Here is a 25544-nt window from a genome sequence, read left to right as displayed (position 1 = left end):
TAAATCATAAGTATCAAGGGAAATACGAATTTGCAACACTACAAACGTTTCAACTCATTAAAAAGTTGATTTCTTAAAAAATCAACTTTTTAATTGTTTTATTAAATTTATTACACCTATTTTTTCGAAATAACAGTAAACATCCCTGTCATATTAGGCGAATAATCTTTAAAATCATATTTTTCGTAGAATGATGTTTTACCTTGCGACGCAAACAAACCAATGAATGCTTTATCTGGAGTATTCCCATTTAAGTATTCTACTAAAGTATTCATTATTTTCTTTCCAATACCATTCTTTTGATAATCTGGATGAACCACTATATCTTGAATATAGAAATAGATAGCCCCATCACCAACAATTCTCCCCATGCCGATGATTTGATTATTATCCTTGACTGTTATACAGTAAATCGAATTTTGAAGTGATATTTCCGCCACCTCAAAGTTCATATAGTTAGTCCATCCCACAGAATCACATAAATATTTATATTCTTCCAATGTTGGAATGTTATTTTTAATCTCATATTTCTTCAAAATGTCCCCTCCAAGAATTCATTTCCACCAATACAAAGTAAATTCGACAAACTTTTATCTAACCCTTCTTACTAACTTAGCACTGTAAATCCCGATTAACCTCACGCTAATCCTTATATAATAAAGAAAGAGGCTGACGTATAGCCGTCAGCCTCTTTCTTTATTATATATTACGCCTTATGACACTCTGGACAAACGCCATAAATTTCTAAGCGATGACTATTGATAACGAAGCCTGTCGTTTTCGCAGCTTCCTCTTCCAGCTTTTCCAAGCCTCCATAAGGAAAATCAACAATCTTACCACATTTTTCGCAAATCACATGATAATGTTGACTTGTAACATAATCAAATCTACTTGAAGCGTCTCCATAAGTTAATTCCTTTACAAGTCCAACCTCTTTAAACACACGTAAGTTATTATAGACAGTTGCAACACTCATATTTGGAAACTTACCTTCTAATGCTTTATAAATATCATCCGCTGTTGGGTGCGTCATTGATTCCACAAGGTACTCTAAAATAGCATGACGCTGTGGAGTAATGCGTACACCCGTATTTTTCAGCATTTCTAGCGCTTCTTTTAATTCTTCTTTGACCACCGTCATGCACCCCGATTCTATACGGATTATTATTTTATAATTCTTATAAAGAGTGTACTCCTTTTCTTATAAATCGTCAATATTTCTACTATAAGTATGTAGTTTATTTTTATATTCAGGACTTGTTTTTATGTATCTTTCCCTTTTTTCTTCATATATTCCATAGAAAAAAGTGCGACATAATCGCACTTGGAATACTATCATCTGAGGAGGTATGCCCTACACTTCCACTTTATGTAAGGCAGTAAAATATGTATAGACACTTGCCTTGTTTCTGCATATTTTATCTCCAATGTAGATTTATTTTATATAAGAAAGAACATCCTCAATATGTCCTTTCACTTTCACTTTACGCCACTCTTTTACAAGTTCACCGTCTTTATTAATAAGGAATGTAGAACGCTCGATTCCCATATACTCTTTCCCAAAGTTCTTTTTTAACTTCCAAACATCGTATAACTCTGCTACTTTATGATCTTCATCTACTAAAAGTGTAAATGGCAATTCATGTTTCTCAATGAATTTCAAATGTCTATTCGCTGAATCAGGACTTACTCCAAGAATAACCGTATCCTTCTCTTGAAATACTCCATACGCATCACGAAAATCACATGCTTCAGTTGTACATCCTGGCGTCATATCTTTCGGATAAAAATAGAGAACTACATTTTTACCGCGGAAATCAGCTAGGCGAACTTCTTCTCCGTTACTTCCCTCTAATGTGAATTCTGGTGCCATTTCTCCTACTGTAATCATAGTTATCACTCCTACTCTTTTCCTTTACTATAACAAATGCTTCCTTATTTTTCATTGTCTATTACAGACCTCATCACAAAAGCAAAAGGGAGTGTATATCCAATTAGCGCTTCTGCGATTGCAATCCATCGCCCAATTCCAATCGGAGATATGTCACCATATCCAACAGACAATAGAGTAACTGCGCTAAAATATAAACAAACTTCGACGAGTTGAAAAGAATGAGCGTTCAAACTTTCTCCGTCCTCTTTCAAAACTGCGAAACCCATTTCCTCTAATACAACGTAACTTAATCCAAATGCGATTAGTACTGTTGTATAGATTAAAAATAATGTGGCCAAATTATAGAGCGAAAAAAAACGCGTTGAATCCGAATAGGAACTCCATAATAATTGGACACTTTTCAAAATAGCGATTGCTGCAATTAATAGAATAAATCCCCATAACATGTCCTCCACCTCATTTTATATGTATGAGGTGGAGAACTGATTTATCCCTTAGAAACGAACAAGCTTCTATAATTAATTACCCGCGCCACGATACCTTTTTACCCCTTGGTTCCACAGGGTGATTGCAATCGTAAAACAGATAACACCAACAATTGGCGTCGCAAATGCATAACTATTCCATTCTGTTTTTCTTAAAAAGTATGCCGCTGGATATACTCCAACAAACGCAAACGGTAAAACAAACGTTAAAATGAAACGAATTACACGATTATAAATATTAACAGGATAGCGCCCGTAATTACCTATGTTATACATAAGAGGCATAATTGAACTTTTCGCATCCGACCAAAAACCAAGGCTCGCCAGCGTAACAAATATCCCTCCATATACAAGTGCTCCCCCTCCTACCATCAATATAAATAAGAAGAAATCATACCAGTAAAAAGATAATTGTAACTCCACAGCTGCATATCCCATTACAACAATCCCTGTAATAGCTCCAATTAAAGATTCAAGTTCCATTCTTTCTAATATAATTTGAAATAGGCTATGGATCGGCCGCGTTAATACACGATCCATCTCCCCTTTAATAATGTATCGATCATTAAAATCCCATATATTAAAGAAAGCTGAAAAGATGGCAAATGGTACTAAAAAGAAACCATAAATAAAGATTACTTCTTCTCGACTCCATCCCTTCAATGCTTGTGTATGCCCAAATACAACGAGAATAAATATTAAATTAATTGCTTGAAGCGATAAATCAGAAAGTAAACCAACGATAAAATCGCCTCGATACTCCAATTTTGTTTTTATATATTGACTTGCATATTGTAAAAATAAGTTTATATATAGCATCTCATCATCCCCCTTGTACAATTAGACGTTTTCTCGCCGTTCTCCACATGAGTACAATTGGAATAATAAGTACAATCGCCCAAATCACTTGAAATACTAAAGCCTCATACAACTTACTCCCCTGTATGCCTTCAGAAAAAATCATACTTGGAATATAACTAATAGCCTGAAACGGTAAAAACATCATTGCTTTTTGGGCCCATAGCGGATAAAAACTAATTGGTAATAATAGACCTGAAAATAAATCAATAACAACGCGTTTTGCATACATAATCCCACTATTATTAAATAGGAAAAACGTAAGCATTCCCGTCATTAAATTAATTTGTGTATTAATAATAAAACTAAATATTAAAGATAAGAAGAAATATAACCAAGTTTGAAAATTTGTTGTAATTTGCAACGAAAATAATAACGTAACGATAACCATGCCTGGAATGGAAAAGAAGGCAAAACGGAATATTCCCTCGCCAAGACCTTGCATAACTTTCATTCCCAAATAGTTATACGGACGAATTAATTCTACAGCCACACGTCCTTCTTGAATCTCCATCGCAATTTCCCTATCTATATTATTAAAATAGAAGGCACGTGCCATCCACGCTATTGCGATATACGTGGTCATTTGCGAAATAGATAAACTTTCAATATTCTCTTTTCCGCTATAAATTGCTTGCCATAAAAAATAGTAAGCACCGATATTAATCGTATAAATTAAAATCCCGCTATAGTAATTTGTACGATACGCAAGCATCATTAAAAAGCGAATTCGAATCATTTCAATATACTTACCCATGCGTAATACCTTCTTCATAAATGTTACGAATAATTTCCTCTGTAGACACTTCGTTAATTTTTAAATCTTTAATTTGAAAGGCTTGTACTACTTTAGAAATAAGCATTGAAATAATAACTTCTTCATTCGGAATTTTTGCAACCCATGCATTTTCCTCTTTTGCTTTCGACCAAACGACATGATTATCTGGCATAACCATTGATAAAGCCTGATAGGAAACTGGTGCAACAAACTGAAAGTGAATTTCCTTCTCCGCTCCCCACTGCGTACGAAGATTATTTAAAGAACCGTCATACATAATATTTCCTTCATCCAGCATGATAACGCGCTCACATAAAGCTTCAATATCAGTAATATCGTGTGTTGTTAATAAAATTGTTGTTTTATAACGTTCATTCATTTCTTTTAAAAATTCACGTATTTTCAATTTCACAAGTACATCTAACCCAATTGTTGGCTCATCTAAAAATAATAACGGTGGATTATGAATTAAGGCTGCCGCTAATTCACAACGCATCCTTTGACCAAGAGATAATTTTCGAACTGGTTTATCTAATAAGGGACCTATATCTAACGTTTCAATTACGTGCTCCATATGCTCCTTATACTGAGCGTCTGATACACCATACACTTTCTTTAATAAACGAAACGATTCTTGTACTGCAATATCCCACCAAAGTTGCGAACGCTGTCCAAAAACAACACCAATTGTTCTTACAAATTCTTCTCTTTGTTTATGTGGGTTCATTCCATTTACTGTGATTTGCCCTGATGTCGGAGTTAAAATCCCCGTAAGCATTTTAATTGTTGTTGATTTACCAGCACCGTTCTCACCGATATAACCAACCATTTCACCTTGCTTTACAGTAAAAGATACATCATTTACTGCTGGTACTATTTTATAATTACGATTTAATAAATCGCGAAATGCACCCTTTAAGCCCGGACGACTTGAATAGGCTGTAAACTCTTTACGTAACCCTTGTACCTCAATTACCGATTTCATAATCGGACCCCCCTCCTAAATGTCACAACGAATAGTTTACCCAACTGCCTTCGCTATCACAAACAATACGTCTTTTCGAAAAACATGTTAGAATAATACATAGATTTTTGTAAGGAGATGAATTGTAGTGAATTTCACAAAGTCAGAAGCATTACATAAAGAAGCTTTAGAGCATATCGTTGGCGGTGTTAACAGTCCTTCTCGTTCTTTTAAAGCAGTTGGCGGCGGCGCTCCTGTTGCTATGGAACGTGGGAAAGGCGCTTATTTCTGGGATGTAGACGGAAATAAATATATCGATTATTTAGCAGCATACGGTCCTATTATTACTGGACATGCTCATCCGCATATAACAAAAGCAATTACAACAGCTGCTGAAAATGGGGTACTTTATGGAACACCAACAGCGCTAGAGGTAAAATTCGCAAAAATGTTAAAAGAAGCAATGCCTGCATTAGATAAAGTCCGTTTCGTAAACTCTGGTACAGAAGCAGTGATGACAACGATTCGTGTTGCTCGTGCTTATACAGGTCGCACAAAAATCATGAAATTTGCTGGTTGTTACCACGGTCATTCTGATTTAGTACTTGTGGCAGCTGGATCTGGCCCTTCTACTTTAGGAACTCCTGACTCAGCTGGCGTACCACAAAGTATCGCACAAGAAGTTATTACCGTTCCATTTAACAATGTAGAAACTTTAAAAGAAGCTTTAGATAAATGGGGTCATGAAGTAGCAGCTATCCTTGTAGAACCGATCGTTGGAAACTTCGGTATTGTAGAGCCTAAACCTGGATTCCTTGAAAAAGTGAATGAACTTGTTCACGAAGCTGGCGCACTAGTAATTTATGATGAAGTTATTACTGCTTTTCGCTTTATGTACGGCGGTGCTCAAGACTTACTTGGTGTTACACCTGACTTAACAGCGCTTGGTAAAGTTATTGGCGGTGGCTTACCAATCGGTGCTTACGGTGGTAAGAAAGAAATTATGGAACAAGTTGCTCCGCTTGGACCTGCATACCAAGCTGGTACAATGGCAGGAAACCCTGCTTCTATGGCATCAGGTATCGCTTGTCTAGAAGTACTTCAACAAGAAGGGCTTTATGAGAAATTAGATGAACTTGGTGCAATGCTTGAAAAAGGAATTTTAGAGCAAGCAGCGAAACATAATATCGACATTACATTAAATCGTCTAAAAGGGGCTTTAACTGTATACTTCACAACTAATACAATTGAAGATTACGATGCCGCACAAGATACAGACGGTGAAATGTTCGGTAAATTCTTCAAGCTTATGCTTCAAGAAGGAGTTAACTTAGCACCTTCTAAATACGAGGCATGGTTCTTAACTACAGAACATACAAAAGAAGATATTGAATATACAATCGAAGCTGTCGGCAGAGCATTTGCTGCCCTAGCAGACAATAAATAATCCCGTCATTAAAAGGAAAAAAGAAAGCTCACCTTTCTTTTTTCCTTTTTTCTATTTCATAAATTACGTATTAATAGTATAATTATTCATAATTATCTGTTTTATATTCTTTTACAGCATTACTATCTCTGTGTACAAGGTGATTTGCGCCTTAAATAGTAAGATTATTCTAACTTTTACAAGAGGGGGGATTGACGGATGCTCAATAAAAAAAATACATGGACACCGTCTTTATTTCGAGATTATAGAAATGCAGAACATGATGCGTGTGGAATCGTTTCCGTTATGGAGAAACGAAAAATTGCTACAAAAGAAAACATTGACCTTTGCATACAATCACTCGTCAAAATGAATCATAGAGCTGGTTTCATTAATGGCGAGGGCGATGGCATCGGCATTCACATTGATATACCAAAAACACTTTGGAATGAAAAACTAAAAAGTAGCGGATATAATCCAACGATTGTGGATCATCCCCACTTTATCGTTGGACATTTTTTTCTAAATAAAAAAGAAAACATTACTGCCTTAAAAGATTATATTCGTACGCAATTAAACAACAAAAACTTTACTATTATTTTCGAAAGTGACGATGCAACAAACTCAGATGCGCTCGGTCCACTTGGTAAACAAGAAGAACCTTTATTTTGGCAAGTTGCCCTTATCGCAGAAAACGAAATTATAAATATTGAGCAAACATTATTTTCTGTCACAATAAAAATAGAGGAAAACGAAGCAATTCATGTTGCTTCATTAAGTCATGATCATGTTGTATATAAAGTTCTAGGTGCTGGTGATACGCTTGTTGCCTACTATAATGATTTACAACATCCGCTTATCGCTTCAACTATGACATTAGGACATAACCGCTACTCTACTAATACATTATCTAATTTTTTTCGTGTACAACCATTTAGCATTCTCGGACATAATGGTGAAATTAACACAATTGCGAAATTACGCGATCAAGCTGAAATGATTGATGTACCACTTACTGCAGGAGGCAGTGACTCTCAAGATTTAAACCGCACCTTAGAAACCCTACTTGTTCAATACGGCTACAGCTTATTTGAAGCAATGGAAATTCTATTCCCACCAATTATTAATGAAATTAAACTTTATGAAACACCTTTACAAGATTTATATACGTATATACGTGAAGCATGGGGACATTTTGCACAAGGACCAGCTGGCATCATTTCCCGTTTTAAAGATGAAGCTGTTTTCAGCGTTGATTCCCTTGGATTACGCCCAGTATGGAAAGTAGAGACAGAGAGCTCTTATATTTTCTCTTCTGAACCTGGAGTTGTATCACCAACTAAATATGTAGCAGAACCAAAACCACTCGCTCCTGGAGAAAAAGTCGGATTAAAATGGAATGAACAAGATGAACTTGTTCTTTATGAATATGACAAATATCAAATCCAAGTATATAACCGTTTTAAAAAGCGAATTGATACTACCAATTACCATTTAAATTTATCTATCCCTGAAACGAAAAAAATCCAAGGGCTATGTGATTCTGTTCAAGTTGAAACGAAACAATACGTCGCTTTCGGATGGGACCGAGAACATATTCAACTTCTTGAACAGATGGCAACAAAAGGCGTTGAGCCAATACGCTCACTTGGGCATGACTCACCACTTGCCGCACTCGATACTGATAGACGAAATATCGCTGACTTTATTAAAGAAAGTGTAGCTGTTGTTACAAACCCTGCAATTGACCGTGACCGTGAAATTGAACACTTCTCTACACGTACTGTACTTGGAGAGCGTCCAAGTTTATTAAGCGGCGCAAAACGGCCATTTGTAGTTGAAATGCTTTCACCAATTATTTTAGAAGGCAGCGTGGCACAACCTATTGCAGAGGAATTACACACAATTACGTACGAACAACTCATAGAGCTATTTAAGACTCATAACTCTATCGCCACAATCTCTGCTACATTCAGCTCGTCAGAAACTCTGCAATGCGCATTAAGCCGCATTAGTTCTGAAGCGATAGCTGCTGTTAACAATGGCGCTTCCCTACTAGTATTAGATGACGCCAAAGCCCATCTAAATGAACGATTGTGGATTGATCCACATTTAGTTACTGCTAAAGTACATCAAGCATTAAGTGAAAATAAATTACGCCGCAATTGTTCTCTCGTTATACGTTCTGGTGCTCTTCGCTCCTTACATGACATTGTCACGCTATATGGATTAGGAGCAGATGGTATTAATCCATATTTATTATTCGCGACTGTAAATGATGGAACAAAAACACCAATTACGAATCTATATAATGCACTTAATAAAGGATTAGAAAAAGTCATTTCAACAATTGGAATTCATGAGTTACGTGGTTACGGACGTCTCTATTCATCTATTGGATTACATGAAGAAATCGCAAATATATTACAGATTACAAATTTCTTCGGTTCAAATGATTTAGCCTTTTCACTTGAATCACTTGTTGAAGATGCAAAAATACGAGCAGAGGATTATAACAATCCTAAAATTAGAATGCGAAAATCATTTCATATATTCCCGCGAATTTGGAAAGCAATCGGCGATGTTGCAAAAGGAAATTCTTATGATGATTACCGTGACAAGTTAAGTGAACTAGAAGAGAATAATCCAATCGCAATCAGACACCTTGTTCAAACGAAACAAACAAAACATGTCGTTCCAACTGAAGAAGTATCTATCGGCATCAAAAATCATAATTTACCATTTATTATTAGTTCTATGTCATTTGGTTCTCAAAACGAAATTGCCTTTCGCGCATATGCAGAAGCAGCCGATCAGCTAAATATGATTAGCTTGAACGGTGAAGGCGGCGAAATTAAAGATATGATTGGAAAATATCCACATACACGTGGACAACAAGTAGCATCTGGGCGATTTGGAGTAAATGCCGAACTACTAAACTCATCAAACTTAATTGAAATCAAAATCGGTCAAGGCGCAAAGCCTGGGGAAGGTGGGCATTTACCTGGTTCAAAAGTGACAGCCAAAATCGCTGAAGCACGTAATGCGACAATCGGCTCAGATTTAATTTCGCCTTCTAATAACCATGATATTTATTCAATTGAAGATTTAGCTCAAATGATTACAGAAATTAAAACAGCTAATCAACTTGCCAAAGTAGCCGTGAAAGTCCCTGTTGTTCCTAATATCGGAACAATTGCTGTCGGTATCGCCAAAGCTGGCGCTGATTTTATTAACATTAGCGGATTCGATGGCGGAACAGGCGCTGCACGTATTCACGCATTGCAGCATGTAGGTCTCCCTGTAGAAATTGGTGTTAAAGCCGCTCACAACGCTTTATTAGAAGCAAGCATGAGACATAAAGTAGAGATTTGGGCAGATGGTGGTATTCGAAGTGTAAATGATGCCTTGAAAATCATGCTCCTCGGAGCAAACCGTATTGGATTTGGCACACTATCAATGATTGCAATCGGCTGTACTACTTGCCGTGGGTGCCATCTAGATACTTGCCATGTTGGAATTGCGACACAAATCGAGTCTGAAGCACAAGCAAAAGAACATGGGTTACGCCGCTTCGTCCCACGCGAATTAGAAAGCGCAGTTGCTGGCCTGCTAAATTTATTCACCTCTTTCGGTGTAGAACTAAAACGATTAACAGGACAGCTTGGTTATACAAATTTACAAGCAATTGTTGGGCGTTCTGATTTATTAGAGCAAGTTCGAGGCGAAAATTTATTAAACTTACGTAATTTACTACAAATAATAGAACATCCATCTGTTACAACAACAGAAGGCGTACCGGAAAAACAATTTAAGACAGTTCATTCCGCTGACTCAAAAGAATTGGTAGGCGTTGGTGTAGAGCAACGCGTTATGGGTGGTCTAGAATCATGTTATCGCGTTCGCAGTAAACTATATGAAGCTACTCAACTTGAACCACTTACATTAAAGTATACGAATGGTTCTATTCCCGGAAATGGGTTAGGTGCTTACAATAGTGAAAATTTATTTATACACGTAAATGGCGGCGCACAAGATGGCATTGGTAAAACTTCCTTTGGTGGTGGGATTTATATAACGAAATCAAAAGGAAAAGACGGAGTATATTATAACGGTTCTGTCGGAAAAGGATTTGGATATGGTGCACAAAAAGGGGCACTATACGTACAAGGGAACGCTGATGCTCGCGCTGGCATTCGCCTTTCTGGGGCAGACATGATAATTGGAGGTAGAATAACAAAACCACTCCGTGAAAAAGAGCAAGGAAATATAGGTGCATACTCCAATATTAAAGGTTTTGCTTTTGAATATATGACAAACGGGCGAGCGCTTGTTTTAGGTGACCCTGGTCCATGGATTTGCGCTGGCATGACTGGCGGTGTTGTTTATTTGCGTCGTGATTCAAACTTAGGCTTAACAGAACAGGCCTTAAAAAGAAGAATCGCAAAAGGCGCAAATGTTACATTACAACCAATTAGTAAAAATGGTTTGAAAGATGTAACTGAATTATTGCTAGACTATATTCGTGTACTAAACGAGCACGAGCAATATGAGGAAGTTGCTTTGTTAACACCATTATTAGATGATATACAGAACAAGTTTTTTGAGATTATCCCGAAAAAAGAACAGGCAGATCCATCTATCTCAACAGAGTAAAATGAGTAATTTTCATTATTAAGAAAAAATTGACGAAGTACGCTTCTCATAGTAATCTATAGTAACAATTTGAGACCTGCTGAAATTCAGCAGGTTTTTTTACTAAAAACTGATGTTTAAAAGGAATTAGGAAAAATTATAAAGTGAAACTTTAATTAGCCTACACCAATCGGACGTTTACCGGCATCCAGCTTCTGAATTTTGAGGCATGAATCTTACTACTCACAATTAGCGGGATAAAATGAACACTAATTTCTTTTAACGTCACTAAAATATCACTTGCTAACATATTGTAATGAATGTATAGTATCATGTTGTACATTCATTATGACAAGAGAAAGGATCTTATTAAGGGTATGAAACTTGGTGCTCGCATTTTAAAAACGGGTATTGCCATCACGTTAGCTTTATTTGCTTGTATTTTACTTCAATTACCGAGTCCGGTATTTGCGGGAATTTCAGCTATCTTTGCTGTTCAACCGTCTGTATACCGTTCTTATTTAACAGCACTTGAACAAATTCAAGCAAATGTAATTGGTGCGATATTTGCTATCGCATTTGCTACTGCTTTTGGACATAATCCTTTTATTATTGGATTAACATGTATATTAGTAATTGCTCTTACATTACAATTACGATTAGAAAACACAATATCAATTGCTTTAGTAACAGTTATCGCCATTATGGAGTATCAAGGCGAAGATTTCTTTAGTTTTGCCTTACTTCGATTTGCGACGATTATGATTGGTATTATTGCGGCTTCACTTGTAAATTTAGTATTTATGCCGCCAAAATATGAAACAAAACTTTATCATCGTATCGTTGATAATACAGAAGAAATTGTAAAATGGATTCGAATGAATAGCAGGCAGGCTTCTGATTTTACAACGCTAAAAACTGATATTGATCGTATGAAAGAAAAAATGATCAAACTAAACCATTACTATTTGCTGTATAAAGAAGAAAGAAGCTACACGAAAAAAGTAAAGTTCGCAAAAATTCGTAAGCTCGTTTTATTCAGACAAATGTTAGCGACAACAAGCCGTGCTTTAAGTACGTTAAAATCATTACACCGTACTGAAAATGAACTGCGCTATATGCCGGAAGAATTTCAGGAATCTATCCAAAACGAACTTGACTCATTAACGCATTATCATGAACAAGTTTTATTAAAATTTATTGGTAAAGCAAAAAAACAACAATCAGTCGAAATGCTTGATGAAGTTGAAACAGGTAAACAAGAATTAATTGATATCTTTATGGAATATCAAAATAAAGACGATGAAGAAGCATATAAAACATGGTTACATCTCTTCCCTCTTATTTCTTCCATCATTAACTATAGTGAAGAAGTAGAGCATTTAGATTTGCTTGTAGATAGCTTCTACACATACCATAAACCAGAAAAAGAACTCCAAATCGATGATAAAAAAGAAGACGAATAAAAAAACAGCTCCTTTTATGCTAAAGGAGCTGTTTCTGTTATATGTTGAAGTTGATATAAATTGTAATAAAATCCTCTTTTTTGCATTAACTCTTCATGAGAACCAGTCTCTTTAATCTCACCGTCTTCAATGTAAATAATCGTATCAACATGCGTAATCGTCGCTAATCGATGCGCAATTATAATCGTTGTCCGGTCAGCAGCTAACGTCTGAAGCGCCTCTTGAATATACCTTTCATTTTCTAAATCTAATGCTGAAGTTGCTTCATCTAATATAAGTACCGAAGGATTCTTTAGAAACACTCGTGCAATTGCCACGCGTTGTCTTTGCCCGCCCGATAGCTTCACACCACGTTCTCCAACGACAGTATTATAACCATCTGGTAAGTCTATAATAAAATCATGAATTTGCGCAGCTTTAGCAGCTGCAATCACCTCTTTCTCTGTAGCCTTCGGATTTCCATATAAAATATTAGCTCCAATTGTATCGCTAAACAATAAATTATCTTGCAGTACAATTCCAATATGACTACGCAAATTTCTCATATTATACTTTCTTACATCTATGCCATCTACATAAACCGTGCCTTCAGAAACATCATAGAAACGCGGGATCAAACTAGCAAGAGATGACTTTCCTCCCCCACTTGCTCCTACAAGCGCTACTTTCTCTCCAGGCTGCATAGTTAATGACAAGTTGTGTAATATCTCTTTTTCATCTACATTATAACGAAAAGAAACATTGTCAAATACAATTTCTCCATTTAATTTTTTCGTTTGTACCGCATTTGGCACATTAACAATATCGTATTTTTCATCTAACAGTTCAAACACACGGTCCATCGATGCAAAAGATTGTGTTAATGTTGTAGATGAATTAACAAGGCGGCGAAGCGGACTATATAAACTATCCATATATCCAACAAAAGCTACCATCGTTCCTAGCGTTAACTGTCCTTGAATTACTTCATATGCTGCAAAACCAATCACAAGTAACGGACCTAAATCGGTTAACGTATTTACTGCCGAAAATGTTCTTGCCGTCCAACTTGTATGGGTTAATGCTTTCGTTAAAAATTCATTATTTCTTTTTTCAAACTGCTTCCCCTCATACTCTTCTAACGCAAAGCTACGTGTCACTTGCATTCCTTGAATACGTTCATGCAAATACCCTTGCATCGTCGCTAACGCTTGTGAACGCTCTTTCGTCAATTTCCGAAGACGTCCGAAAAAATATTTCACTGCAATTACATAAATAGGTAAAATCAATAACGCAACAAATGTTAATTTTATATTCATAGAAAACATAACAATGATAGCAATAGCAATTGTTGCAGTATCTAACCAGACGTTCATCAAACCAGTAATTACAAAATCTTTCGTTTGTTCTACATCATGGATGACACGCGAAATAATCTCCCCTGTTTTTGTATTGGAGTAATAACGTAAACTTAACTTTTGTAAGTGACCGAAAATATGCTTCCGCAAATCATACAGTATTGTATTTGCGATACGTTGGGCGAAATATTGACGATAATATTCAATCGGTGGTCTTAATACCGCAAAAATAAAGAAAGCAATTCCAATCGCTGTTATTAATTGAGATGTTTTATCTTGAAGTGAGCCAGCGCCTTGAATTACATCATCGATAATATACTTTAATAACCACGGCATAATAAGTGGGATACCGAACTTAACTAGTCCAATAATAATTGTAATAGCAATAAGCCACCGATATGGTTTAACAAATTGTAAATATCTTTTTATGCCTTGCACATAATCCCCCCTCTAATAGGACAAACCTGCCGGGAAGCCCCCTGCAGGTTTGTTTTAATTTCTGTACATTAAATATCGTTCATACCACATATCTACGAAATCTGGTGCAAATGGACCTTTTCTTTGATGAATCCACTGTGTTAAATGTGCTACATTTCGTTTTAAAATTGTATCAATAACAGGTGGATACTGCATAATTTCACTATGTTTTTCATACTCATCTTCATCTAGAAGCGTATATGTCATATCTGGATATACTTTAATATCTAAATCATAATCAATATACTTTAATGCTTCAGGATCATACGCAAAAGGTGAGCTTAAATTACAATAATAATATACGCCATCTTCCCTAAGCATCCCAATCACATTAAACCAATAGTTGGCATGAAAATAGCAAATTGCTGGTTCACGAGTAATCCATGTTCGGCCATCCGATTCTGTAACTACTGTACGATCATTCGCTCCGATTACAAGACTCTGTGTCCCTTTTAAAATTGTTGTTTCTTCCCACATTCTATGAATGGAGCCATTATGTTTATAACTATGTATTTGTACTTTTTCTCCTTCTTTGGGAAATCCCATATATGCTCCCTTCTTTCAACTGCAAATGCCCTTTGAACGGCATTCACTTTTTTTCTATTATAACTTTTTTGTCGAAATTTTAAAACTAAAGGGATAAGACTCTATTTTTCAAACTGAATATGTAGGAGGTTTATCGTTGAATACTATGCCCCACCGCTTCTTAGGAGATAAAAGGATTGTACTGTATTATTTATAAGCGAGGACATGTAATAGAAAAAGCCCTTCTCTATTTCCATACAAAGAAGGACTTTTCACCTAAAGATAACAATATATCTTATCCTAAATTTGAAATCATTTTTTCAGTTGCAAAAGATTGAATTACACTATTCGTTTGCTCTTCAAATTTCTCATGTAACATCTTCAACGCTACTTCTGTTCTATATATTTCCTGGCGGATAAAATGCAGTTCTTTTTTATCGCACGTATCTTTTTCATTCATTTCAATTTGTTGATACTTCTCTAGATGTGCTTGTAACTTTAACAATTCATCCATCGTTTCTAATTGCTCCCCTACCAACTTATCAAAATCGTTCATTACTTACCCCCTTTTGGACTTATTCATCAGTTATTATTCCTAATTACATAATTCTAATTGTTAACTTCCTTCTCCTTTGACTACATTTGTTGACTTATTAGAAGTTATGTCGTTCGCTTTCTTTTCATTACAACGATCCACGCAAAAAGAAAACACTTCTCCCGAATTAGAGAAGTGTTTTTCTTTCATTACTGATTTGAGCTAGAAGATTGTGATTGTTTTGCAGCTGACTTAGCATTTTGTTTTTTCACAGCATGCACGTCTGTTTCAGTTGCAAATTCTGTACCATAACTAGCGTTTGCACTTTGTGCACCAGAAGCTTGTGCTTTCTTTGCTTCTGATTGTGCGTTTGCTTGTTTTACTGCTTGTACATTTGTTTCAGTAGCAAATTCTGTACCATAACTAGCATTTGTACTTTGAATGCTAGCACCAGAAGTTGCCTTGTTATAACCTTGTTGTTTTTTACTCATCTTTCTCACCTCCACAATCAATAATGTAACCAATTCACTTAGAAGCTATCCGTAATTTTCTTTTGAATAATTTCCGCATATATCTTTTGTTACTTATTCAAACTATAAGAAATGGAGGTGGAAATATGTATATAGGACGCGATATGACTGAACTAACGATGATTTCAAAAAATGAATGGAAAGAAGATGAATTAGCTTATTTTCATCACTCACTACAACAGGTTCTGCCTTATTTAAATGTAGAAGGGCAGAGTATTTACAAAGAAATTGTAGTAGAAATTGAATCAAGAGGCGGCTTACAAGAAGGTGAAGCTAGTTGGACTCATGGGACAAAAATTTCTTACGATTAAAAAAGTGTTCCCTAGATTGGGAACACTTTTTTATTTATTGCATTGTAATTTTCTCCACACAATTTTCATAAATAGTACGGTGTGATTTTGAGAAAGGTAATTGCTCAAATACCTCTTTCGATACAAATTTTAATGTATCTGTATCAACAATATTACCGGTTACTTTTCCGTAAAATACAAATATATCCCAAGTACGATGTGTAAACGTATGTTGTACATTCATTGCGTATTCATCAATAGAAACCTCGAGCTCAAATTTTTCTTTCATATAATCTATAAGCTGTTCCTTCTGATTTCGAATACCTTCTCCAAGTTCAGCATTAGGAAACTCCCACATGTTAGCTAACAAACCTGTACTTGGACGTTTATTAATAACGTAACGACCGTCTTCAGTTTGAAGTACGCCTGCAACAATAGGTACCATTTTAGGAGCTTTCGCTTTACTCTTTACTGGTAATTCTTTTTGAACACCTTCAGCATATCCTCTGCAATGCTCACGCACAGGACAAAGTAAGCACGATGGATTTTTAGGAATACAAATCAATGCACCTAATTCCATCAATCCTTGATTAAAATAAGATGGGTTTTCTACTGAAATAATTTCACGCACAATCTCTTCAAAAACTTTTCGAGTCTTTGGTTTTGCAATATCATCCCATACTGATAAAATACGAGATAATACACGCATAACATTTCCATCAACTGCCGGCTCTGGTATACCATATGCGATACTTAAAATAGCACCTTTTGTATATGGTCCTACTCCTTTTAACTTTTCAATTTTCTTTACATCACTTGGTACAACCCCGCCGTATACTTCTTTTACCTCTTTTACTGCCGCATGTAAATTACGTGCTCTAGAATAATATCCTAAACCTTCCCATGCTTTTAATACTTCTTCATCATCTGCGTTCGCTAACGCTTCAAGTGTAGGAAACTTCCCCATAAAATTTGCGTAATATGGTTTTACAGCTTCTACTCTTGTTTGCTGCAACATAATTTCAGAAACCCAAACACGGTATGGATCTTTATTCTTTCTCCACGGTAAGTCACGCTGTTCTTCTTCAAACCAACCAATTAAATCATTTTGAAACTGCTCTATATTAAAATTGTTTAGTATTTCAAGTGTCAAACTTGATCCCCCTCATTTTTTTGCATATAAGTACTATTATAAAGATTTTAGGAAAAAATTTAAGTAAGATGACATAGGAAATAGAAGGCAAAGGACTTGAGGTATCGAATAAAAAGAGTTACATTAATAAAAAACGGAGGTGGATTTCTATGGACACAGCCACTCACCTTGTTATGGGTATCACTTTAGGTAGCTTAGCAACATTAGATCCAGCCATAGCACAAAGTGATATTGGCCCCCAAGCTGTTATGCTTGCTACAATTGCTGGTTCCAACATTCCTGACATTGACACAGTTCTAAAATTGCGTAATAACGCTAAATATATAAGAAATCATCGTGGGATTACTCATTCTATTCCCGCGGTAATTCTTTGGTCATTCCTTATAAGTGGCATCTCTTTCGCCTTCTTTTCAGAAGCTCCATATCTTCATCTACTACTTTGGTCATTTATTGCCGTCTTTCTTCACGTCTTTGTAGATATTTTCAACGCCTATGGTACACAAGCATTACGACCTTTCACAAAAAAATGGGTCGCACTTGGCATAATTAATACATTCGATACCGTAATTTTCTTTATCCATATACTTGCAATTGCTTGCATGCTCGTCGGTTCTCATAAGGGATATACAGCTTTAGCGGCATATATATTAATGATTGTTTACTATATCGGACGGATTATGATGCACAGAAATATAAGAAGCGTTGTACACAAACGTTTCAAAAATGTCGAAAAGATTATCATTTCTCCTTCTTACCGATTTTATCATTACCATTTAGCAGTCGTTACGGCTGATTATTACTACGTTGCGAGATGGCACCGTGGTAACATCATGATATATGACAAGTTCGATCGGGTACCGTTCCCAGACAACAATATTATGCGAGCAGCTAAACAAGATGAAAACATCTCAGCCTTCCTATCTTTCTCTCCTGTATATCGCTGGGATATTTTTGATCATGACCATTATTATGAAGTACGATTCATTGATTTACGATATCGAAGTAAAGATTATTATCCATTTGTTGCAATCGTTCAGCTCGACCACAATTTAAATATTATTAATTCCTATACAGGATGGATCTTTAGTGAAGAAAAGCTTCGAAAAAAACTGGAATTACTTCCACATTAAAAAAAGCGACTTAAGTCGCTTTTTTTAATGTTTCAAATGATCTTCTTGATTAATTAAATGACTATACTTCGGATTATTTGTCCGCATTTCATGAAGGCGTACACCATGATTATTAATCCATGATCGTACCACTTGTTCCGTCATTTCATCGCCTTGATAACGACCTGATTTTGCATAAGTTGTTTGAAAATCTTCCCATAGTAACTCAACCCACGCACGAGCTTGTGCGTAAGAAAGCTTGTCATTCTTGTCTAATAATTCTTTCGTTAATGTTTCATAAATATCATTCATATTATAATCTCCTTTTACCTATTTATCCCTTCATTTCTAAAGGATAGTTTCTTCAATTTTGCACATTCTATAATTGATACTTCTTAAAAAGGTATCAACCGATAATGAGGAGGGCGTTCGCAATGGGTAAACAAGCCGAATTTTGGTCTGAGTCAAAAAACAACAGCAAAATCGACGGTCAACCGAAAGCGAAATCACGCTTCGCTTCGAAACGACCTAACGGCACAATTAACACGCACCCACAAGAACGTATGCGTGCTGCAAATCAGCAGGAAGAGTAGTACAAATTAAATTAACTTCCTACACGAGGTGATAAAGATGAGCTACCGTGATCGCTTAGATAGTCGTTCTGAATTATTTAACCATACGTGGACTCGTCCAAAACATGCGAAAGCGCAAGTTAACGGACAGACGCAACAAACCCAGTCTCTCATTATATTGGCAAATGAATGTAAAAAACGCCAATTTTAGAATCTCCTATCTCCTTTAACGCCTACCAAAGATGAAAACCAGAGAGATATGTGCTCTCTGGTTTTTATTTTTCTTGCAATAAGGAAATTGGTATGCCAATCTCTTCATTATCATTTTGCTTATATCCCCAAGCAAATACCCCATTGAAATACGTAATTTTAAATAATACACCAGGTTCTTCTACTAATTCATATGTTTCACCAATATGGAACTTGTTTATATCCGTCATATAAGCACGAGCCATTGCCATTTTTCTCATTAATACATCAAATTCATTGACAATCCCAAGCTGCTCAGCTTTTACTGCTTGCTCCTTCAAAGCGCCAATTTCTTCCCTTAGCTCATGCGGTGTCATTTCACTGTAGCGTTTTGGCATATTCATCTTATTCTCCTCATTCCTCTTCGCGTTTCATTTGCAAAAATATCTCGATTTCATCAATAGAGAATCCTTTTCGATATAACGCTTGTTTCATCTTGTTTTCAAATGTCCATCCATCATGCTTCTTATATTTCTCATAATATTTATTCCCATGATAGTGTAACGCTTCTTGTTGCTTTTCGTCATCTTTTTCGTCTTTCAATTCTTCCAAACAAATTTGAATTACTTCTCTAGAATATCCTTTTCGAACAAGCATCTCATCTAACTTTAGTTTCATTTGTAAAAAAGAATGTTTTTGATAAGATTTTTTCTTCTTCTCTATGAGAAACAAGGCATTCTCAATTTGCTTTTCCTTCGGATATTCTTGTAAACTATGTGTAATAATTAAATCCTGAACACCTTTATTTAATAACTCTCTTTTAATAACAGTTGGACCTTTTCGATTCACATTACTTTGCGTTCGCGTATATAAAACAGCATACTCTTTATCATTAATATATCGGTCATGTAATAATTTCGAAACGACTTCAGAGATGATGGCCTGTCCCACTTCTTTTTTTCGTAAAAAATCTTCTATTTCTTGTTTTGTTCTCATTTGATAGGATAAATAGGAGATTGCTTGTAAATATGCTTTTTGTACTTCTTCATTGTACAAAATATTCCCTAACTCGATTTCATCAATTTCTAAGCCCTTTTGTAATCCATGTTTTATTAAGATTACTTGATCCACACTAAATCCGTACTCTTCGCCTTGACCTTTATCAATATAAATATTAAATCGTTCTTTCGATCGTTTTTGTACTTCTATTTTTGTAATGACAGCCATACTCTCACCTCTCTATTATTTTAACATAGTCGAGGAACATTTTTTCTTTTCAAGAATATATATAATGAGGAGGAAATACTTGTGAAAATCGCAATTTCTGGTGGTACAGGCTTTATCGGTAAATCCCTTTCTACTTTTTTTATTCAAAAAGGATATACTGTTTACATTCTCACACGAAAAAAAACTACTGAAACTTCCGACCCTAACCTTCAGTATGTTCAATGGACACCAGATTTACAAACCTTCCCCCTCTCTTCTATTGATGTAGTTATTAATCTAGCCGGAGAGTCTATTAATAGTAGATGGACAAAGCAACAAAAGAAAGCCATTTTAAACAGTAGAATTCAAACAACAAAAGGACTCATTAAACAATTGCAGGGACTCCATACAAAGCCACACACATTTATTAACGCAAGTGCTATTGGATACTACGGAACATCTGAAATAGAGTCTTTTACAGAACAGCATGAGACTCCTGGAAATGACTTTTTAGCAAATACAGTATATTCATGGGAACAAGAAGCATCTAAAGCACGTTCTCTCGGAATACGAACAATCTACGCAAGATTTGGAGTCGTATTAGGTGCAAATGGAGGAGCTCTTCCAAAAATGCTACTTCCCTATCAATTCTATATCGGCGGCACCATTGGTTCTGGGAAGCAATGGTTATCATGGATTCATATAGACGACGTCGTTCGTATGATGGATTTCATCATACACAAAAAAGAAATTGATGGTCCTCTTAATATGACAGCACCAACACCCATAAGAATGAAGGAATTTGGAGAAAACATTGCAACTATAATGAACAAGCCTCATTGGTTGCCTGTACCTTCATTTATCATTCAAACTTTATTAGGTGAAATGAGCATACTTGTACTAGAAGGGCAACGTGTATTACCCATTAAGGCAATTGAACATGGATACCAATACACATTTCCGGCAATAGACCATGCATTACAAAATATACTTTCGCATACAATGTAGTACTTCTAAAACACAATTTTACATGGGCTCTTTCAAAACTTTCATTTTCTAGGATCCGAAGCATTACCATACAAATAACCTTTCAGTTACTTTCCCTTAACTTCCATTAGCATTATAAAGTAACAGAAATGAGGTACCTATGAAAATATTGCTCAAACAAGCCATTGTATACCCTATTACATCTCAAAAGTTTCAAGGCGATGTACTCGTTACAGGAGAGCGAATTACCGAGGTCAAACCTTTTATTCAACCTACTCAAGATATGACCGTTATAGATGCACGAGCACTCCATCTCTTACCTGGCTTTATTGATGTCCATACTCACCTTGGTCTCTATGATGAAGGCACTGGTTGGGCTGGAAATGATGCCAATGAAACATCTGAAGTTTCAACACCACATATTCGTTCTTTAGATGGAATCCACCCTTTGGATATCGCCTTTCAAGACGCTGTACAAAACGGAATTACAACCGTCCACGTTATGCCTGGCAGTCAAAATATTATCGGGGGGACTACTTGTGTAATAAAAACAGCTGGAACTTGTATTGATCATATGATTATTCAAGAACCTGCTGGTTTAAAGATTGCCTTTGGAGAAAATCCTAAAAAAGTCCATAGTAATGGAACAAAAGAATCCATTACACGTATGGGGATTATGGGGTTACTTCGGGAATCATTCTATGAAGCACAACACTACGGGCACGAAGCTGATTTTCGAATGCTTCCTATTTTAAAAGCATTACGTCGTGAAATACCCGTACGTATCCACGCTCACCGAGCAGATGATATTAGTTCTGCGCTACGCTTTGCAACGGAATTCAACCTCGATCTACGTATTGAACATTGTACAGAAGGACACTTTCTTGTTGAAGAGCTTTCGAAACATAATTTGAAGGTTTCAGTTGGTCCCACTCTGACACGTCGTTCTAAAATCGAACTAAAAAACAAGACATGGGATACTTACCATATATTATCTAAAAATGGTGTGGAAGTTTCTATAACAACAGATCATCCTTATACACCCATTCAATATTTAAATATTTGTGCCGCTGTCGCAGTAAGAGAAGGATTAGACGAGAAAACAGCACTAGAAGGAATTACCATATTCCCAGCGCGAAATTTGCGTTTAGAGGATAGAATTGGAAGCATCGAGGTTGGAAAAGACGCCGATCTCGTGTTATGGACTCATCATCCTTTCCATTATTTAGCCAAGCCTGTACTAACTATGATTGATGGAAAAATAATTTACAAAAAAAATAAAAAAAACTAGTTTATTTTTTTGACTAGATAAAGTATTATACGATTATAAACTGAATGAAACCATAATCAATTTGTGTCGTGATTATCATTTTCAAATTGATGAATGGGGAAGGCAAATGGTGCGCCACCAGCGTTAGAAACTGGTTCTAGTGGGTTCGATTCCCACCCCGAAATTTTTTAAAGATTGATATAAAAATTTCGAGGGTGGGGTGTTTTTTCGTCATGCTACCCTCGTGTGAGGAGGAGTTAGTATGTTGAAAAAACGCGACTTACACGACAGCCACGTTCTATACGAGTTAATGGTGGATCCAGCTGTCTTCCCTTTTGTGCGTCAAAAGGCTTATTCTTATGAAGAATATTTATTCTTAACAAAACAAACGATTGAAGCTGAAGAGCGCGGTGAATTAATTTCACGCACAATTTTAGATGAATGGGGTAACCCTATCGGAACAATTACTTTATTTGATGTGCAAGAAAAAGCTGGATTTCTCGGGACATGGCTTGGCAAACCATATCATGGAAAAGGCTATAATAAATTGGCAAAAGATTCATTTTTTAGTGAACTTTTCTATGAATTAGATATTGAAACAATTTTCATGCGTATTCGTAAAATAAATATTCGTTCTATTAAAGCTGCAGAAAAACTGCAATATGTGAATCTAGCAAACGAAACAAGAAAAGCCGTATATGATGAAATTAACGCAAACGAAGAAGTATATAACTTATATGAAATTCCAAAAGATCAATACACACTTGCTACAATGCGAGATACAACCTTCCAAGATGCTCATCAATTAAAAGAAGCATAATCTAAATTTTCTGAAATGATAATCAATCATTAACATTTTCCATATGCGTATATCCCCTCATGTCTTTGGAAACGATAAATAGTAACTTTAAGACACGAGGTGATTTGTAATGGATAAAAAGAAACGTGATAAAGCAAAAAACACATTATCTAGTACACAAGAAGTTCTCTATCAACGCGAATTTCAAAAAGCAGATCGTGCAGCAGGATATCGCTCGAAAAGCATTTAAAGTGAAAATGAATAATTAGAAGTTTCCCCCCTAATTATTCATTTTCATTACATAATTTTCTCGATTGATAAAAGTAAGCAAAAAAGCCCCTTATACATAAGGGGCTTTTTTGCTGTGGACAACTTTATCCACAAAACCAACAGAATTGTTAGTAATTTTCAAAAATATTTAATATTTTTCTATATTAAAGCATATATCAGCTGTTTTAATTGTGGATATTTTTCTAAAAATTGTGGACAATGTGGATATAGTTGTTAATATTCCGACTTTACTGTTTAATGAAAGCGCAATCCTTTTGTGGATAACTGGCTGAATTTTCTTTGAAAATAATAAAGAACCCTCTTTACATATACAAAGAGGGTTTCATATTAAGTAAAAGATTGTGCAAGAGCAGGTGATTTAATAGGTATATGACGCGGTTCTGCATGATTTTCTGCCAAAATTGCATCTACAATATGACCAGCTGGCTCTGGAAGATAGATGCTTTTCATTGCTTCTTTCATTTGAAGAAGCTTCACATCATCTTGTAATAATGCCTCTGTTTTTGCAAAAACCTCACTATCATCGCGAATGACAACTGCTGCTCCCTTTCTTTCAAAGTACATCGCATTTTCATTTTCTTGTCCTGGAACAGGCTTATATAAAATGACAGGTACTTGCAACGCTGCTGCTTCACTTAATGTTATTCCGCCTGGCTTCGTAATCATACAAGAAGTAACACGGAATAATTCATCAATATTTTCAACATACCCAAACACTTTTAATGCATCGGAATTTTGCTTCTGTAAACTTAATAAATCCTGTTTTAAAGCTTCATTTTTCCCACAAACAACAACTACTTGTAAATTAGGCACTGACATAAATGATTGGCATAGTTCTTTTACATTTCCTAATACCCCATGAGCACCTGCTACAATTAGTAAAATCTTTTTATTCTTACATAACTGATATTTAGTATATATGATTTCTGGATTTACCTTTAACTCAAAACTACTCCGAATTGGAATTCCTGTTTCAACAATTTGTTCCGCAGGTACACCGATATCAACCATCAATTCTTTCACATGATCCGTTGCAACAAAATAACGATCTACTTCTCGATGAATCCATATTTTGTGCACGCAAAAATCCGTTAATACGTTATAGACAGGAATTGAAATACCTGTTTGTTTCTTCAATTCTGGTACAGCGATAATTGGAAATGTATTAATTACAATATCTGGTTTCTCCACCTGTAATAGTGTTTTCAAACGTTTTCTTCCAAAGTTCGCATACCAAGATGCTATTTTCTTATCATAAATTTTTTCTACCCCGTAATAAAACAAACGATATAATTCTTTTCCTATTGTATAACTTTTTAAATATAGATATTTTGTAATGTCAGTTATAAATGGATGTGATTCTCCAAACAAGTCGCATACAATAACATCTTCAATTCCTTTTTGGCGAAATGTTTGTTCTAATGTTTTTGCTACTTGCACATGACCATTACCGTAATGTGCAGTTAATATTAAAACCTTGGGGTTTTTTATCAAACAAATCCACTCCTAGCTTTTTGTTTCTCCATATTGCATATACGACAATAGGAAAAACATTTTCCTTAAAAATTACATAAACAGATTCTAATAATTCCCTTTCAGCTATGTACCTGTCGTGGATATGCAAAGCATATAAGATTGACCCCTTAATCCTATCTGTGCTCATATCTTTACATTATACTTTCCTATAAGAGCTTTCGCAATAACTTACAAATGTTCTCTATTCCATGATACTCACTCTTTTACTTCTTAATTCTTTTTACTATTTTGA

Annotated in this window: 28 protein-coding genes (1 of these 28 cut by a window edge); 12 read left to right on the top strand and 16 right to left on the bottom strand. The window is 35.6% G+C overall.

The annotated features are described in order from the left end of the window. Nucleotides 1-10, top strand: partial view of a YgzB family protein gene (locus ACUL40_RS22415; protein ID WP_000025058.1) — the end only. The gene continues 347 nt to the left of window position 1, outside the view; the window shows 10 of its 357 coding nt (coding positions 348-357); its start codon lies beyond the left edge, outside the window; the stop codon is at nucleotides 8-10. Nucleotides 11-116: 106 nt separating this feature from the next. On the opposite strand, the gene ACUL40_RS22410 is transcribed toward ACUL40_RS22415, so the two are convergent. The 7 genes from ACUL40_RS22410 to ACUL40_RS22380 form a co-directional block, all read right to left on the bottom strand. Next, a complete protein-coding gene (locus ACUL40_RS22410; RefSeq protein WP_000759735.1) occupies nucleotides 117-536 on the bottom strand; it encodes a GNAT family N-acetyltransferase in 420 nt (139 codons plus the stop codon). A gap of 170 nt (nucleotides 537-706) precedes the next feature. Next, a complete protein-coding gene (gene perR, locus ACUL40_RS22405; RefSeq protein WP_000237829.1) occupies nucleotides 707-1135 on the bottom strand; it encodes a peroxide-responsive transcriptional repressor PerR in 429 nt (142 codons plus the stop codon). Between the two features lie 300 nt (nucleotides 1136-1435). Further along, complete coding sequence (bcp, locus tag ACUL40_RS22400; protein WP_000633710.1) at nucleotides 1436-1891, bottom strand: thioredoxin-dependent thiol peroxidase; 456 nt, start codon at nucleotides 1889-1891, stop codon at nucleotides 1436-1438. Between the two features lie 44 nt (nucleotides 1892-1935). Beyond that, entirely contained in the window at nucleotides 1936-2340 is a 405-nt protein-coding gene (locus ACUL40_RS22395; protein WP_000964343.1) for a potassium channel family protein, read from the bottom strand. A 72-nt stretch (nucleotides 2341-2412) separates the two neighbouring features. Further along, on the bottom strand, nucleotides 2413-3198 hold the full coding sequence (locus ACUL40_RS22390; protein ID WP_445422999.1) for an ABC transporter permease: 786 nt from the start codon (nucleotides 3196-3198) through the stop codon (nucleotides 2413-2415). Between the two features lie 4 nt (nucleotides 3199-3202). Further along, complete coding sequence (locus ACUL40_RS22385) at nucleotides 3203-3994, bottom strand: ABC transporter permease (protein ID WP_000521519.1); 792 nt, start codon at nucleotides 3992-3994, stop codon at nucleotides 3203-3205. After that, nucleotides 3987-5000, bottom strand: coding sequence for an ABC transporter ATP-binding protein (locus ACUL40_RS22380; RefSeq protein ID WP_000843655.1), 1014 nt, complete (start codon nucleotides 4998-5000; stop codon nucleotides 3987-3989). The genes ACUL40_RS22385 and ACUL40_RS22380 overlap by 8 nt, the downstream gene beginning before the upstream one ends. Before the next feature lie 127 nt (nucleotides 5001-5127). On the opposite strand from ACUL40_RS22380, the gene hemL reads away from it, so the two are divergent. The 3 genes from hemL (at nucleotide 5128) to ACUL40_RS22365 (ending at nucleotide 12506) form a co-directional block, all read left to right on the top strand. Further along, nucleotides 5128-6426, top strand: a complete 1299-nt coding sequence (gene hemL / locus ACUL40_RS22375; RefSeq protein ID WP_001011863.1) for a glutamate-1-semialdehyde-2,1-aminomutase — start codon at nucleotides 5128-5130, stop codon at nucleotides 6424-6426. Nucleotides 6427-6624: 198 nt separating this feature from the next. Next, entirely contained in the window at nucleotides 6625-11061 is a 4437-nt protein-coding gene (locus ACUL40_RS22370; RefSeq protein WP_000932764.1) for a glutamate synthase-related protein, read from the top strand. Nucleotides 11062-11417: 356 nt separating this feature from the next. Continuing rightward, a complete protein-coding gene (locus tag ACUL40_RS22365) occupies nucleotides 11418-12506 on the top strand; it encodes an aromatic acid exporter family protein (protein ID WP_000765787.1) in 1089 nt (362 codons plus the stop codon). Between the two features lie 14 nt (nucleotides 12507-12520). On the opposite strand, the gene ACUL40_RS22360 is transcribed toward ACUL40_RS22365, so the two are convergent. The 4 genes from ACUL40_RS22360 to ACUL40_RS22345 all read right to left on the bottom strand — a co-directional run bounded on the left by ACUL40_RS22360 (nucleotide 12521) and on the right by ACUL40_RS22345 (nucleotide 15871). Continuing rightward, nucleotides 12521-14281, bottom strand: coding sequence for an ABC transporter ATP-binding protein (locus ACUL40_RS22360; protein ID WP_001161599.1), 1761 nt, complete (start codon nucleotides 14279-14281; stop codon nucleotides 12521-12523). A 54-nt stretch (nucleotides 14282-14335) separates the two neighbouring features. Next, a complete protein-coding gene (gene ntdP, locus ACUL40_RS22355; protein WP_000506622.1) occupies nucleotides 14336-14866 on the bottom strand; it encodes a nucleoside tri-diphosphate phosphatase in 531 nt (176 codons plus the stop codon). 274 nt (nucleotides 14867-15140) lie between these two features. Then, nucleotides 15141-15401: a YgaB family protein gene (locus ACUL40_RS22350; RefSeq protein ID WP_000997575.1), complete on the bottom strand. Its 261-nt coding sequence runs from the start codon at nucleotides 15399-15401 to the stop codon at nucleotides 15141-15143. Nucleotides 15402-15589: 188 nt separating this feature from the next. Further along, the gene (locus ACUL40_RS22345; protein ID WP_000039035.1) at nucleotides 15590-15871 is read right to left on the bottom strand and encodes a gamma-type small acid-soluble spore protein; all 282 of its coding nucleotides are present in this window, start codon (nucleotides 15869-15871) and stop codon (nucleotides 15590-15592) included. A gap of 125 nt (nucleotides 15872-15996) precedes the next feature. On the opposite strand from ACUL40_RS22345, the gene ACUL40_RS22340 reads away from it, so the two are divergent. Beyond that, on the top strand, nucleotides 15997-16221 hold the full coding sequence (locus tag ACUL40_RS22340; protein WP_000275436.1) for a hypothetical protein: 225 nt from the start codon (nucleotides 15997-15999) through the stop codon (nucleotides 16219-16221). Between the two features lie 34 nt (nucleotides 16222-16255). On the opposite strand, the gene mutY is transcribed toward ACUL40_RS22340, so the two are convergent. Next, the gene (mutY, locus tag ACUL40_RS22335; RefSeq protein ID WP_000171397.1) at nucleotides 16256-17353 is read right to left on the bottom strand and encodes an A/G-specific adenine glycosylase; all 1098 of its coding nucleotides are present in this window, start codon (nucleotides 17351-17353) and stop codon (nucleotides 16256-16258) included. 149 nt (nucleotides 17354-17502) lie between these two features. Between mutY and ACUL40_RS22330 the strand changes: the two genes are divergently transcribed. After that, entirely contained in the window at nucleotides 17503-18483 is a 981-nt protein-coding gene (locus ACUL40_RS22330) for a metal-dependent hydrolase (protein ID WP_000379111.1), read from the top strand. Between the two features lie 24 nt (nucleotides 18484-18507). Here ACUL40_RS22330 and ACUL40_RS22325 read toward each other — a convergent pair whose 3' ends face one another. Then, on the bottom strand, nucleotides 18508-18774 hold the full coding sequence (locus ACUL40_RS22325; protein ID WP_000998166.1) for a YfhJ family protein: 267 nt from the start codon (nucleotides 18772-18774) through the stop codon (nucleotides 18508-18510). Between the two features lie 122 nt (nucleotides 18775-18896). On the opposite strand from ACUL40_RS22325, the gene ACUL40_RS22320 reads away from it, so the two are divergent. Together ACUL40_RS22320 and ACUL40_RS22315 are read left to right on the top strand one after the other, a co-directional pair. Then, entirely contained in the window at nucleotides 18897-19055 is a 159-nt protein-coding gene (locus ACUL40_RS22320; RefSeq protein WP_000517891.1) for a small, acid-soluble spore protein K, read from the top strand. Nucleotides 19056-19092: 37 nt separating this feature from the next. Continuing rightward, nucleotides 19093-19245 (top strand): YpzG family protein, encoded by a 153-nt coding sequence (locus ACUL40_RS22315; protein WP_000122093.1) that lies wholly within the window; start codon nucleotides 19093-19095, stop codon nucleotides 19243-19245. Nucleotides 19246-19309: 64 nt separating this feature from the next. On the opposite strand, the gene ACUL40_RS22310 is transcribed toward ACUL40_RS22315, so the two are convergent. Next, the gene (locus tag ACUL40_RS22310; protein WP_001057020.1) at nucleotides 19310-19627 is read right to left on the bottom strand and encodes a YfhH family protein; all 318 of its coding nucleotides are present in this window, start codon (nucleotides 19625-19627) and stop codon (nucleotides 19310-19312) included. 10 nt (nucleotides 19628-19637) lie between these two features. Next, nucleotides 19638-20450 (bottom strand): recombination regulator RecX, encoded by an 813-nt coding sequence (gene recX / locus ACUL40_RS22305; protein WP_000268502.1) that lies wholly within the window; start codon nucleotides 20448-20450, stop codon nucleotides 19638-19640. A gap of 81 nt (nucleotides 20451-20531) precedes the next feature. Here recX and ACUL40_RS22300 point away from each other — a divergent pair, with 81 nt between their 5' ends. The 4 genes from ACUL40_RS22300 (at nucleotide 20532) to ACUL40_RS22285 (ending at nucleotide 23735) form a co-directional block, all read left to right on the top strand. Further along, the gene (locus ACUL40_RS22300) at nucleotides 20532-21437 is read left to right on the top strand and encodes a TIGR01777 family oxidoreductase (RefSeq protein ID WP_000684382.1); all 906 of its coding nucleotides are present in this window, start codon (nucleotides 20532-20534) and stop codon (nucleotides 21435-21437) included. A 139-nt stretch (nucleotides 21438-21576) separates the two neighbouring features. Next, nucleotides 21577-22707 (top strand): amidohydrolase, encoded by a 1131-nt coding sequence (locus ACUL40_RS22295; RefSeq protein ID WP_000698319.1) that lies wholly within the window; start codon nucleotides 21577-21579, stop codon nucleotides 22705-22707. Nucleotides 22708-22948: 241 nt separating this feature from the next. Beyond that, on the top strand, nucleotides 22949-23506 hold the full coding sequence (locus ACUL40_RS22290; protein WP_000914737.1) for a GNAT family N-acetyltransferase: 558 nt from the start codon (nucleotides 22949-22951) through the stop codon (nucleotides 23504-23506). Nucleotides 23507-23615: 109 nt separating this feature from the next. Next, a complete protein-coding gene (locus ACUL40_RS22285) occupies nucleotides 23616-23735 on the top strand; it encodes a YfhE family protein (RefSeq protein WP_000358482.1) in 120 nt (39 codons plus the stop codon). 368 nt (nucleotides 23736-24103) lie between these two features. Here the strand turns inward: ACUL40_RS22285 and ACUL40_RS22280 are convergent, their stop codons facing one another. Further along, entirely contained in the window at nucleotides 24104-25270 is a 1167-nt protein-coding gene (locus tag ACUL40_RS22280; RefSeq protein WP_000594691.1) for a diglucosyl diacylglycerol synthase, read from the bottom strand. Nucleotides 25271-25544 lie beyond the last annotated feature (274 nt).

The sequence above is a fragment of the Bacillus sp. KNSH39 genome, assembly GCF_052656585.1.
The sequence above is the reverse complement of the archived record's forward strand: the minus strand, read 5'-3'. Positions and strand labels throughout refer to the sequence as shown.